This is a genomic window from Actinocorallia aurea (assembly GCF_054783995.1).
The window spans coordinates 182,879-195,455 of the sequence record NZ_BAAGPQ010000032.1; the positions used below are offsets into that span (position 1 = coordinate 182,879).

Annotated in this window: 7 protein-coding genes; all 7 read right to left on the reverse strand. The window is 69.2% G+C overall.

Features of this window, described 5'->3' with window-relative positions; all coding sequences use genetic code 11:
* Nucleotides 1-5: 5 nt before the first annotated feature.
* The 7 genes from ACYVOM_RS35650 to ACYVOM_RS35680 all read right to left on the reverse strand — a co-directional run bounded on the left by ACYVOM_RS35650 (nucleotide 6) and on the right by ACYVOM_RS35680 (nucleotide 12,157).
* Nucleotides 6-2,216: a galactose oxidase-like domain-containing protein gene (locus tag ACYVOM_RS35650; RefSeq protein ID WP_460308001.1), complete on the reverse strand. Its 2,211-nt coding sequence runs from the start codon at nucleotides 2,214-2,216 to the stop codon at nucleotides 6-8.
* Nucleotides 2,217-2,253: 37 nt separating this feature from the next.
* Nucleotides 2,254-4,410 (reverse strand): galactose oxidase-like domain-containing protein, encoded by a 2,157-nt coding sequence (locus ACYVOM_RS35655; RefSeq protein WP_460308002.1) that lies wholly within the window; start codon nucleotides 4,408-4,410, stop codon nucleotides 2,254-2,256.
* Nucleotides 4,411-4,498: 88 nt separating this feature from the next.
* Nucleotides 4,499-6,655, reverse strand: a complete 2,157-nt coding sequence (locus ACYVOM_RS35660; protein WP_460308003.1) for a galactose oxidase-like domain-containing protein — start codon at nucleotides 6,653-6,655, stop codon at nucleotides 4,499-4,501.
* Nucleotides 6,656-6,768: 113 nt separating this feature from the next.
* Entirely contained in the window at nucleotides 6,769-8,910 is a 2,142-nt protein-coding gene (locus ACYVOM_RS35665; protein WP_460308004.1) for a galactose oxidase-like domain-containing protein, read from the reverse strand.
* Nucleotides 8,911-8,933: 23 nt separating this feature from the next.
* Complete coding sequence (locus ACYVOM_RS35670; RefSeq protein WP_460308005.1) at nucleotides 8,934-9,395, reverse strand: hypothetical protein; 462 nt, start codon at nucleotides 9,393-9,395, stop codon at nucleotides 8,934-8,936.
* Between the two features lie 620 nt (nucleotides 9,396-10,015).
* On the reverse strand, nucleotides 10,016-11,146 hold the full coding sequence (manA, locus tag ACYVOM_RS35675; RefSeq protein ID WP_460308006.1) for a mannose-6-phosphate isomerase, class I: 1,131 nt from the start codon (nucleotides 11,144-11,146) through the stop codon (nucleotides 10,016-10,018).
* 24 nt (nucleotides 11,147-11,170) lie between these two features.
* A complete protein-coding gene (locus ACYVOM_RS35680) occupies nucleotides 11,171-12,157 on the reverse strand; it encodes a glycoside hydrolase family 26 protein (RefSeq protein WP_460308007.1) in 987 nt (328 codons plus the stop codon).
* Between the last annotated feature and the right edge of the window lie 420 nt (nucleotides 12,158-12,577).

Below are 12,577 nucleotides of genomic sequence, written 5' to 3' on the forward strand. Positions count from 1 at the left end.
CCGGCTCAGCCGATGTGGACCCAGGTCGCGACCGACGGCTTGCCGCTCTTGGTCTTCACGTACAGCATGTACCAGCCGGGCGGGGCGACCGAGGCGTTCTTGGTGACGCTCAGCCGGTAGCGGCCCGCGCCGAGGGACTTGAGCGGCAGCTTCACCGCGCGCTGGTTGGGGTCCGAGGAGTGCGTCACCGCGATGGGGCGGACCAGCGACGCCGAGGTGATGGGCGTGTTCGTCGTGATCGTGGGGGCGCCGCCGTAGGACCAGTTCTTCGACGCCTTGGTGATCTTCGGCGCCTCGCCCTTGGTGTAGAGGTAGGGCGGGTAGTAGATGGAGATGCGGGTGTCGAAGTAGCTGTCGCCGCCGTCCTCCGGCACGGGGATGTCGGGGTTGCTGCCGCTGGCCAGGACCCTGCCGTCGGCGAGCAGGACGGCGGTGCTGTGGTAGGTCCGCGCGACGGGGTCGGCCGCGACGGGCTGCCACTTCATGGACCCGGTCGACTTGCTCGGGTCGAGGATCGACGCCTCGTGGACGTGCTCCGCCCGGTTGTACTGCGAGCCTCCGGTCTCCATGATCTTGCCGTCGGCGAGGATGACGGCCGAGACGTACGTCTTGCCCTTCCCGCCGCCCTGCTTGACCATCTGGTCGCCGATCTCGACGGTGCCGTAGGGGATGTTCGGGCCGTCGGCGAAGCGCGCGGCGGCGCCCTTCCTCAGATCGATGACGTCGGTCGCCCGCAGGCCGTACCCGTTGGCGTCGGAGAAGTTCTTGCCGCCGATGACCATGACGCGCTGGTCCTGGGCGGGCGGCAGGAGCAGGGCCGCCGACTGGTCGCGGGCGTTCGCGTAGCGCAGTCCCGCGTTGTCGCCCTCGTTGTCGCGGGTCCCGCCGAGTTCGGCGTAGCCGCCGGTCGCCGGATCGAGGTAGCCGGGGCCGACGAGCTTGCCGTTGCCGTAGTACGTCGGGTGGCCGAAGACGCTGCTGCCGTTGTAGAAGAGCTTGCCGTTGGCGGCGAGCACCAGCGACGGGTAGGTCGCCCAGTTGATGCCGGTCTCGGGCACCTGGGCGTCGCCGAGCCACTTGCGGCCCTTCCAGGAGTACCGCTCGGACGTCACCGAGACGACGCTCTCCTCGTTGGGTCCGCGCTCGTAGTCGTAGCCGCCGACGGCGTAGACGTCGCCGTTCTGCAGGATCGTCGCCGACGGGTACCAGTGCCCGTCGACCATGTCGTTGATCCGGCTGTAGCGGTTGGTGGCCGGGTCGAAGACGTAGGACTTCTTGGCCCCGCTCCAGCCCGCCTTCTCGTACACGTAGCCGACGCCCTCGTCGGAGACGCCGCCCGCGAACTCGGCGAACTCCTCGGTGCCGCCGAGCACGAGCACCTTGCCGTCGGGGAGTTGCACGTGGCCCGCGCAGAACATGTCGTACGGCGTCGGCACGTTGGTGAACTTGTTCGTCTTCGGGTCGTAGACCTTGGTGACGAACTCGCCGCGCTTGAAGCGCTCACCGCCGTTGCCCGAGCCCGCGATGAGCAGCACCTTGCCGTTCTTCATCATGACGGTGTGCATGGCGCGCACACCCTTGGTGCCGAAGTCCTGGACGATCCAGTGGCCCTTCGTGCACTCCGAGCCGGCGCACTTCGCCGCGCCCTTGGCCACGGAGATCTTGTAATTGTCCGTGGTCAGCGTGCCTGTGTCGGAGATGCCCTGGCCGAAGCGGATCGCCTTCGTGCCCGCCGGGACGGCCGGGGTCCGGCCCACGGACAGGCGGAAGCCCTTGGAGGAGGGCAGGTAGGGGAAGGTGTGCCACTGCACCCAGGCGCCGTTCGCCTTCTGCCGCAGAACGGTCAGCGCCGTCTTCTCCGACCCCGTCTTGTAGGCGAGCTGCAGGTCGTACTTCTTGCCCGGGTTCACCTTGATGGCGCAGCCCGGCGACTGCACGAGGGCGCGGGCGCCGCTGCTGAGCCTGCTCACGGTGAGGGTCGCCGCCCGCGCGCTCTTCTGCCCGCCCGCCACCGTGCCCGCGGTGCCCGCGTTGCTGCCGGTCGCGTACTGCGTCCAGCACTTCGGAAGGCCGCCCGCGACCTGCTCCAGCCCGGGGTTCTGCACCTTCGGCGAGGGCGCCGCCTTGGCCGCGGCCGGCCCTCCCGCGAACAGCGCGGTGGCCCCCACCGCGGACATGAAGAGGATCGTGGGGGTTCCGTGGCGTTCGTACCGCATCGGCACTCCTCCAAAAACTGTTTTCAACTGTGCAGCGTCACTTGATGTGCACCCAGCGTGCTTCGGACGGCTTGCCGGTCTTCGTCTGGACGAAGAGCATGTACCAGCCCGGAGGCACGATGCTCTTTCGCTTGTCGACCGACAGACGGTACTTGCCTCCGCCGAGTGCCTTCACCGGAAGGTTGATGGACCGCTGGTTCGGGTCGGACGAATGGGTGACCGCCATGGGGCGGATCAGGGACGCCTTGGTGATGGGCGCGCTCACCGTGATGGTGGGCTGCGATCCCGTCGTCAGGCCCTTCTTGAAGGCGGTGATCTTCGGTGCGTCGCCGCTCTTGTACAGGTACGGCGGGGAGTAGATGGAGATGCGGGTGTCGAAGGAGTTGTCCCACGGGTTGCTGCCGACGGCCAGGACCCGGCCGTCCGGGAGCAGCACGGCCGAGGCGTGGTAGCTGCGGCTGACGGGGTCGGCCGCGACGGACTTCCACTTCATCTTCGACACCGACGGGACCGGGTCGAGGATCGACGTCTCGTGCACGTGCTCGGAGCGGGTCCCCTGGGAGCCGCCGGTCTCCAGCACCTTGCCGTCGGGCAGGATGACCGTGGAGACGTACGTCTTGCCCGCCGCGCCGGTCTGCTTCGGGCCCGGGCCGTCGGTGCCGTTCCCCCAGTAGACGGTGCCGTGCGGCAGGTCGGGGCCGGCCTGGAACCTCGGGTTCTTCTTCGTCAGGTCGATGACGTCGGTCAGCCGGATCGAGGGGGCGGCGTCGGCGAAGTTGTTGCCCCCGACCACCATGACCCGCTGGGACTGCGCGGGCGGCAGCAGCACCGCCGCGGACTGGTCGCGGGCGAGCGCCTGGCGCAGGCCGCCGTTGTTCGGCAGCGCGCCCCACGCGCCCGTCTCGGGGTCGAGGAAGCCGGGGCCGCGGAACGTCCCGTCGGCGTACGCAGGCGGGCCGAAGACGAAGCTGCCGCTGTAGAACAGCTCGGCCTTGGTGTCGGTGAGGTGCAGCGACGGGTAGGTGGCCCAGTTGATGCCGGGCTGCGCGACCTCGCCCTCCTTCAGCCACCGCTTCTTGGACAGCGAGTAGCGCTCGGCGGTGAGGGACATGAGGTTGCCCTGGTCGGCGTCGTTCTGCCGCTCGTCGGCATAACCGCCGACGGAGTAGACGTCGCCGTTGGCGAGAATCGTCGCCGACGGGTACCAGTGCCCGTCGATGAGCTGCGCGTCGGCGTTGTCTACCTTGACGTAGCGGTTGATCTTCGGGTCGAAGAGGTAGGACTTGCGCGAGCCGAGCCACCCGGTGTCGGGGGTGACGTTGTAGTCGGAGTACTCCTGGGTGCCGCCCATGACCAGGACGCGGCCGTCGGGGAGCTGGACGTGGCCCGCGCAGAACATGTCGTACGGGGTGGGGATGTTCGTGAACTTGTTGGTCTTCGGGTCGTAGACCATCGACTTGGGGTTCTTGAACTCGTCGATGTTGTTGCCCGAGCCCGCGATCATCAGCACCTTGCCGTTGTGCAGCAGGACCGTGTGGACGGACTTCACCCCGCCGCCCGCGCCGAAGTCCTGGACGATCCAGTGGCCCTTCGTGCACTCCGAGCCGGCGCATTTCGCGGCGCCCTTGGCCACGGAGATCTTGTAGTTGTCCGTGGTCAGCGTGCCGGTGTCCTGGATGGCCTGGCCGAACCGGATCGCCTTCGTGCCCGCCGGGACCGCGGGGGTCCGGCCGACCGAGAGCCGGAAGCCCTTCGACGAGGGCAGCTGGGCGAAGGTGTGCCACTTCACCCAGGCGCCGTTCTTCTTCTGCCGGAAGACGGTGAGCGCGGTCTTCTCCGACGTCGTCCGGTAGGCGAGCTGGAGGTCGTACTTCTTGCCGGGGTTCACCTTGATGGCGCAGTTCGGCGCCTGGAGCAGCGCCTGGGAGCCGCTGCGGTAGGCGGTGACCTCCAGCGTCGCGGCCTTGGCGCTCTTGTTCCCGCCCGCCACCGAGGTGAGCGTGGCGGTGCTGCTGCCGCTCGCGTACTTCGTCCAGCACTTCGGCAGCCCGCCCGCGACCTGTTCGAGTCCCGGGTTCTGCACCTTGGGCGAGGGGGCCGCGTTGGCTGCGGGCACCGCGCCCGCGAGCAGCGCCGTGGCGCCGACCGCGGAGGCCGCGAGGACCGCGGAGGTACGGGAATGGGCGTACCGCATGAGGGGCTCCAGGACTTCTGTGCGGGGACGGGGGTGGGAGGCGTCGATCGCGGCGGCGGCTCGGGGGACGGCCGCCGCCGCGCCGTGACTACTTGATGTGCACCCAGACCGCTTCCGACGGCTTGCCCGTCTTGGTCTGGACGAAGAGCATGTACCAGCCGGGCGGCACGACGCTCTTGCGCTTGTCGACCGTCAGCTGGTACTTGCCGCCGCCGAGCGCCTTCACCGGCACGTTGATGGAGCGCTGGTTGGGGTCGGAGGAGTGGGTGACCGCGATCGGCCGGATCAGCGACGCCTTGGTGATGGGCGTGCTGGTCGTGACCGTGGTCTTGGAGCCGGTGGTCAGGCCCTTCTGGTAGGACGTGATCTTCGGCTGCTCACCGCCCTTGTACAGGTACGGCGGGGCGTAGATGGAGATGCGGGTGTCGAAGGAGTTGTCCCACGGGTTGCTGCCGACGGCCAGGACCCGGCCGTCCGGGAGCAGCACCGCCGAGGCGTGGTAGCTGCGGCTCACCGGGTCAGGGGCGACCGACTTCCACTTCATCTTCGACACCGACGGCACCGGGTCGAGGATCGACGTCTCGTGCACGTGCTCGGCGCGCGCCTGCTGCGAACCCCCGGTCTCCAGCACCTTGCCGTCGGGCAGAATGACCGTCGAGACGTAGGTCTTGCCCTGGGCGCCGTTCTGCTGTCGGACGGGCGCATCGGTGCCGTCGCCGTAGTAGACGGTGCCGTGCGGCAGGTCCGGGCCCGCGACGTACTTCGGGTTCGCCCGCTTCAGGTCGATGACGTCGGTGAGCCGGATCGCGGGGTCGGGCTTGCTGAAGTCCTTGCCGCCGACGACCATCACCCGCTGGTCCTGCGCGGGCGGCAGGAGCACCGACGCCGCCTGGTCGCGCGTGTCCGCCCTGCGCAGGCCGCCGTTGCCCGCCAGTGCCGTCCAGGTACCGGTGTAGGGGTCGACGAAGCCGGGCCCGCGCAGCGTGCCGTCGGGGTAGACCGGGTGGCTGAAGACGCTGACGCCGCTGTAGAACAGCTCCTGCTGCTTGGTGGTGAGGTGCAGCGACGGGTAGGTCGCCCAGTTGATCGCGTTCTGCGCGACCTGGGACTGGGGCAGCCACTTGCGCTGCGCGGCCGAGAACAGCTCGGCGACCAGCGACACCTTGTTGCCGCCGACGTCGCCGCCCGCGCGCTCGTAGGCGTAGCCTCCGACGGAGTAGACGTCGCCGTTGGCGAGGATCGTCGCCGACGGGTACCAGTGCCCGTCGACCATGTCGTTGACCTTGGTGTAGCGGTTGGTGGCCGGGTCGAAGATGTAGGACTTCTTCGAGCCCTTCCAGCCCGCGGTCTCCGCGCCGGTCTGCGGGTCGTACTGGGCGTACTCCTCGGTGCCGCTCATGACGAGCACCCGGCCGTCGGCGAGTTGGACGTGGCCGGCGCAGAACATGTCGTACGGCGTCGGCACGTTCGTGAACTTGTTCGTCTTCGGGTCGTAGACCTTCGTGGTGAAGGAGCCGGCCTTGAAGTTGTCCGGGTCGTTGCCGGAGCCGGCGATGAGCAGCACCTTGCCGTTGTGCAGCAGGACGCTGTGGATCGCCCGCACGCCTCCGTCGCCGAAGTCCTGGACGATCCAGTGGCCCTTGGTGCACTCCGAGCCGACGCACTTCGCGGTGCCCTTGGCCACGGAGATCCTGTAGTTGTCGGTGGTCAGGGTGCCGGTGCCGTAGAGGCCCTGGCCGAAGCGGATCGCCTTGGTGCCCGCCGGGACGGCCGGGGTCCGGCCCACGGACAGGCGGTAGCCCTTGGACGACGGCAGGTGGGGGAAGGTGTGCCACTTCACCCAGGCGCCGTTCTTCTTCTGCCGGAAGACGGTCAGGGCGGTCTTCTCCGAGTCCGTCTTGTAGGACAGCCGGAGGTCGTACTTCTTGCCGGGGTCGACCTTGATCGCGCAGCCGGGCTGCTGGAGCAGGGCCTTGAAACCGCCGCGGTGCGCGGTGATCTTCACCGACGCGGCCTTGGCGCTCTTGTTGCCGCCCTTCACCGAGGCGAAGGTGCCGGTGTTGCTGCCGGTCGAATACTTCGCCCAGCACTGGGGCAGCCCGCCGGACACCTTCTCCAGGCCAGGGTTCTGGACCTTGGGGGACGGCGCCGCGTTGGCCGCCGGGACCGCGCCCGAGAACAGGGCGGTGGCTCCGACGGCGGAGGCGAACATGATCGCGGACGCTCGGGGGCGTGTGTACCGCATGGGGGTGACTCCAGAACTCTTCTTGCACGGAACGCGTCTTCGCGTCCCGCGTGGTTGCGAAGCGTGGCGGCGACGGGGGCCGCCGCCACGCGCGCGGGGATGGCTGAGGGGCGCTAGCCGATGTGCACCCACTTGGCGACCGAGGGCTGACCGCCCGCGGTCCGGACGACGAGCATGTACCAGCCGGGAGGCGCCATGTTGCGCCGCTTGTCCATCGTCAGCCGGTAGCTGTTGCCGCCGAGGGCCTTGACGGGCAGGTTCACCAGGCGCTGGTTCGGGTCCGAGGAGTGGGTGACGGCGATCGGCCGGAGCAGGTACGCCTTGGTGATCTTGGCGCTCGTCTTGATGACCGGCTTCGACCCGTACGTCCAGCCCTTCTTCACCGAGGTGATCTTCGGCCGCGCGCCCTTGTAGAGGTAGGGCGGGGAGTAGATCGAGATGCGGGTGTCGAAGAAGCTGTCGCCGTCGGCGCCCGGGTAGTCGGGGTTGCTGCCGACGGCCAGGACCCTGCCGTCCGGGAGCAGGACCGCGGTGTTGTGGTACGTGCGCGCGACCGGGTCGGCGGCGACGGACGTCCACTTCATGTTCTTGGCCTGCTTGGTCGGGTCGAGGATCGAGGCCTCGTGCACGTGCTCGGAGCGGGTGAACTGCGAGCCGCCGGTCTCGAAGACCTTGCCGTCGGAGAGGATGACCGCCGACACGTAAGTCTTGCCCGCGCCGCCGCCCTGCTTGACCATCTGGTCGCCGATCTCGACGGTGCCGTAGGGCAGGTTCGGGCCCGCGGTGTACTTCGGGTTGCCGGACTTCAGGTTGATGACGTCGGTGTAGCGGATCGCCTTGGTCGGCGTGGCGAAGTTCTTGCCGCCGATGACCATGACCTTCTGGTCCTGTGCGGGCGGCAGCAGCAGTGAGGCCGACATGTCGCGCGACTCGGGGGCGCGCAGGTTGCCGTTGCCCGGCAGCGCGCCCCAGGCCCCGTTGTTCGGGTTGAGGAAGCCCGGCCCGCGCAGCGAGCCGTCGGCGTTCACCGGGTGGCTGAAGACGCTGCTGCCGTTGTAGAACAGGCGGCCGTCCTGGGTGAGGATCAGCGAGGGGTACGTGGCCCAGTTGATGCCGGGCTGGGCCACCTCGTTCTCGCCCAGCCAGCGCTTCTTCGACCACGAGTAGCGCTCGGCGATCGGCGACACCAGGTTGCCGTTGTTGGCGGCCCGCTGCGCGGCGTACCCGCCGACGGAGTAGACGTCACCGTTGCCGAGGACCGTCGCCGACGGGTACCAGTGCCCGTCGATCAGGTCGTTCGCCTTCTCGTACTTGTTGGTCTTCGGATTGAAGATGTAGGACTTCTTCGACCCGATCCAGCCGGCGACCTCCTGGCCGGCGTCGTTGTACTGGGCGTACTCCTCGGTGCCGCTGAGCACGAGGACCCGGCCGTCGGGAAGCTGGACGTGGCCCGCGCAGAACATGTCGTACGGGGTCTTCACGTTGGTGAACTTGTTCGTCTTGGGGTTGTAGACCTTGCTGACGAACTGGCCCTTGTCGAACCGGCCCGCGCCGTTGCCGGAGCCGGCGATCATGAGGACCTTGCCGTTGTGCAGCAGCACGCTGTGGATGGCGCGGACGCCCTTGTCCCCGGCGAACGACTTGACGACCCACTTGCCCTTCTTGCACTCGGGGCCCTTGCACTTCAGCTCGCCCGCGGCCGAGGCGATCTTGTAGTCGTCGGTGACGAGCGTGCCGGGCTCCGACAGCGCCATGCCGAACCGGATCTCCTCGGTGCCCTCAGGCACGACGGGGGTCCGGACCGTGGCGGCGCGGAAGGTCTTGGACGCCGACATGGGCGGCAGGGTCTCCCAGCGGGACCACTTGCCGCCCGCCTTGCGGAACAGCACGATCTCGGGAGCGTCGGCGGTCGACTTGTACCGCATCTCGATGTCGTACTGGCGGCCCGGCTTGACCTGCACGGCACAGGCCTTGTCCTGCACGAGGGCCTTGAACCCGCTGGTCCGCTCGGTCAGCTCTACCTCGACCGCGTTCTTTCCGTTCGCGCCCTTGGCGAGCCGGAACTCGCCGGTGTTCTGCCCCGTCGAGTACTGCTCCCAGCACTCGGGCAGGTCCCCGGCCACGCGCTCCAGCCCCGCGTTCTGCACGGCGGGCGTGGGCGCGGCCACGGCGGCACTGCTCAGGCCGGGAACGACCGCCGCGGCGCCGACCGCGGAGGCGAAAAGGACCGAGCGGGTCCTCCGGTGGAAGGTCATGCGCTATACCCCCTGGTCGGGATTCAGTTGTCGCAGGCGATCTTGTTCTTGTCCGGGTCGAGGCCGTGCCGGTCCCGTCCGGGGACCTCCAGCCTCGTGAAACCGCGGACCTTCAGGTACTCGCACTTCTCCGCCGCGGAGTCGACCCCCTTGGGGAACTCCCACGGCACGCAGATCGAGACGCCATAGGCGTGGTCGCACCCGTCGACGTTCTCGGGGACGGGGACCGGGCTCTTCTTCGCCTTCTCGATCTCCTTCGGGTCGGGCGGCGTCATGGTGACGCCCGGCGCGACGGGCTCGGGCGAGGTCGTGTCCGGCTCGCCCGGCACGACGTCGGTCGGGACGTCCTCGGCCAGCGCGGTCGCCGCGACCTTCTCGGGCTTGTCCTCCTCACCTCCCCCGAGCACGAGGAAAGCGCCCACGACGACGGCGGCGACCACGACGGCCCCGGCGACGACGAGGGAGATCAGTTTGTTGCGTGTCACTACGAATCACCCGACAGGAACACGGGGACGGCGCGTCGAGGGGGCGCCGCCGCCCTGATGGCGAACTCCGAACCGCCGCCCGCGGGCGGCATGGCGGCCGTCGGGACCGGGCGCGCTGACGCGGCGGGTCCTGTCGGCCGGTGGGACGCGGGCCGCCTCACGGGGCCCGGGAAGTGTGCGATGGTCTGTGCCCGGAGAGTGAGCGCGCGGGCGGCCTGAGGCTTGCCGTACAGGGACGCGCGCCGAGATGAAGACCGGTCGAACATCGATGGGAACCGCATCGCCCTGTGTCTCCTCTCATCTCCAGGACTCCTCCGTCCCCCGGTTCACTCGGGAAACAGAAATCGCCTCCACGGCTTGGATGCGCCGGGAAGGCGATGAGTTGTCGGGAGAGACCAGAACTTTCGTCCCGTCCTCGCCGCGCACAGCTGCGGCGCCCCGGAGGGCGGCCTTCCAGCCCGCTGCGGACATCGGGAACGGCACCTGCCCAGCGTTTCGGTTCTCCGGTTCACCCTGTGGCCTGACTGACCAGTGCTGCGGATGCTACCAGCCGGTCAGGCCGGAACCCGGGACCGTGTCCTTAATGAAACAGTCCCGTACCAGTCGCGTGGAAAAGGCCGTCAGGATGGTACTCCCGCGCGAAAGCCCAGGCCGTCGCCGGTCACCGAGACGGGACCGCCGTCGTGCGGGAGGAACAGCGCCTCGCCGCGGCCGAGGCGCTCGCGGACCGCGCCGCGCGTCACCTCGAGTTCACCCTCCAGGCACAGCAGGGCCCCCGGGCCCGGGTCGGCGACGCGCACCGCGGTGCCGGGCGCCAGCCGCATCCGGGTCAGCTGGAACTGGTCGCACGGGGCGGGGTAGAGGTCCTCGCCGTTCTGCTGGCGCACCCCGGCGACGAGTTCGGGGGGCGACGGCGTGAAGTCGGTGACGGCCAGCAGCTCGGGAAGGTCCACGTGCTTGGGCGTGAGCCCGCCGCGCAGCACGTTGTCCGAGCTCGCCATGATCTCCACGGCGGTGCCGCGAAGGTAGGCGTGCATCGTGCGGGGCCTGGCGAACAGCGCCTGGCCCGGCTCCAGCGTCACGTGGTGCAGCATCAGCGCGACCACCACGCCCGGGTCGGACGGGTGCTGGCCGGCGAGGTCGGCGACCCATCCCCCGGCGCGCGCCGCCTCCGCGACGAGCGCGGGACGGTCCTCGTGCGGCCAGTCGGTGAGCGCGACCACCGCCGCCCGGATGCCTTCCGCCTCCAGGAGGCCCGCCACCCGGGCGAGCCGTGCGCCGCCCAGCGCGCGCAGCTGCGCCGCGGACTCGGCCGCCGGGCGGAACCCGCACAGCGCCTCGAACGGCGTCACCGCGTAGAGCAGTTCGGGCTTGGGCCAGTCGTCGTGGTAGCAGCGCTTGGGGTCGCCGACCGGCGGCCCGCACTGCTCCTCGCGCCGGTATCCCTCGACGGCCTGGGCCGCGTCGGGGTGCACCTGGATGGACAGCGCCGACTCCACGGCCAGCACCTTGAGCAGGAACGGGAGGCGGTCGGCCCCCGGCCCGAGCATCGGGCCGGGGTCCAGGGCGATGTGATCGAGCAGGGAGCCGGCGCCGGCGATCCGCGACGGGTCGCCGGGATGGGCGCCGATCCACAGCTCGGCCTCCGGGCTGCCGCTCGGCGCGGAACGCCCGAGCAGGCTCGCGAGGGTGGTCCGCGATCCCCACGCGTAAGCCCGGATGGGGTTGTCCAGCCTGAGCAGCTCGATCATCGTTCCGTCCGACGGGAATCAAATTCAGGGTCGGCCGAAAGGGTACTTGGTCACGTAGGAGCGGAAGGTCTTCAACGCCGACTTGTTCACTTCTAGACGGTAGTCCTTACCTTCCGTTTTCCTCTTGTCCACACTGAACCAGATCAGGCCGATGATGTCCTTGCGCTTCGCGACGTTCTTGAGCAGGTCGGCGATCTTCGCGTCGCGTCCGGGCATCGTCTGCACGCCGGTCTCGGCCAGCAGGATCGGCTTCTTGGAGAAGCCCTTGATCTTCTTGATCGTCGGCTGGAAGATCGTGTTGAAGGTCGTCTGCTTCTGGCCCTGGCGGTAGTACCCGATGACGCCGACCCAGTCGACGTACTTGTTGCCCGGGTAGTACTGCTTCAGCCCGACCTTCGGCATCGGGAAGACGACGTTCGGCGTCCACAGCCACTTGACGTTCGTCGCGCCCTGCTTGTCGAAGACGTCGACGATGTGCCGCCAGGCCTTGACGAAGGTGGCCGGCTTGGCGCCCTTGGTGCCCCAGTCGTACCACCAGCCGTTCATCTCGTGCGCGAAGCTGATCGAGATGGGGATGCCCGCGGCCTTGACGGCGTTCGCGTACTCGATGAGGTAGTCGTCGGTCTCGCCCGCGGCGATGTCGGCCATGAGGCCCTTGCCGTGCGGCTCCCACTCGATCTGCGGCATCGCGCCGGCCTTCTGGGCGGCCTTGGCCCACGCCGTCGGGTAGGGGGCGTACCAGGCCTGGAACTGCTTGGTGATGTTGGGGGCGCGGCCGACCTTCTGCTTCCAGTAGGTGGCCTGCGGGCCGGGCTTGTTCTTGTACCTGCTCTCCATGTAGATGCCCAGGTAGTCGCGCGAGGGCGCCCGCTCCGCGGAGTCCGCGCCGCCCGACTGGCCGGCTTCGTGCTCGGCCTGCTGCGACGTGCTGGGCGCGACCGTGCCCGTGGCGGAGCAGCCGGTGACGAGGGCCAGCGGGAGGGCGGACGCGAGAAGGTATCGGAACTGCATGGGGCCTCCAGGCCTTCCGGGGTGGAGCGACGACGATGAGCCTAGACCGTCACGCCTGATTCGGAGCGGTCCCCGCCCGGCCGCGAGGCCGGGCGCAGGGAGCGCGCTCCCGTGACAAAGGTTCTCGATCGACCTCCACGACGCGCAGGCCGGCACGGGGTGCCCGCGGCGCCGGGTCGATCGTCGCACGGTACCCGTGGGGGTACCGGGAGGGGCACGGACTCCAGCGGCGGAGCCGTGCGCCGGGGACGGCGGCCCGGGGGCGCGAGTCGGCCGCGCGCGAGTGAGCACCTCGCGCCGGGTCCGCTCTGCCTGCTTCCCATGCCTGCCCGTCCTCGATCCTCAAGGACCGCCTCGGACTACTTGACCTTGCGGGGGTCGTAGCCGTAGGTGCCCTGCTTGATCCAGTACTTGAAGGCC

What these genes read in the sequence shown, in the direction of transcription:
- ACYVOM_RS35655 (WP_460308002.1), bottom strand. Translation starts at nt 4,410, where the DNA reads ATGCGGTACGCCCATTCCCGTACCTCCGCGGTCCTCGCGGCCTCCGCG.
- ACYVOM_RS35665 (WP_460308004.1), bottom strand. Translation starts at nt 8,910, where the DNA reads ATGACCTTCCACCGGAGGACCCGCTCGGTCCTTTTCGCCTCCGCGGTC.
- manA (WP_460308006.1), bottom strand. Translation starts at nt 11,146, where the DNA reads ATGATCGAGCTGCTCAGGCTGGACAACCCCATCCGGGCTTACGCGTGG.
- ACYVOM_RS35660 (WP_460308003.1), bottom strand. Translation starts at nt 6,655, where the DNA reads ATGCGGTACACACGCCCCCGAGCGTCCGCGATCATGTTCGCCTCCGCC.
- ACYVOM_RS35650 (WP_460308001.1), bottom strand. Translation starts at nt 2,216, where the DNA reads ATGCGGTACGAACGCCACGGAACCCCCACGATCCTCTTCATGTCCGCG.
- ACYVOM_RS35680 (WP_460308007.1), bottom strand. Translation starts at nt 12,157, where the DNA reads ATGCAGTTCCGATACCTTCTCGCGTCCGCCCTCCCGCTGGCCCTCGTC.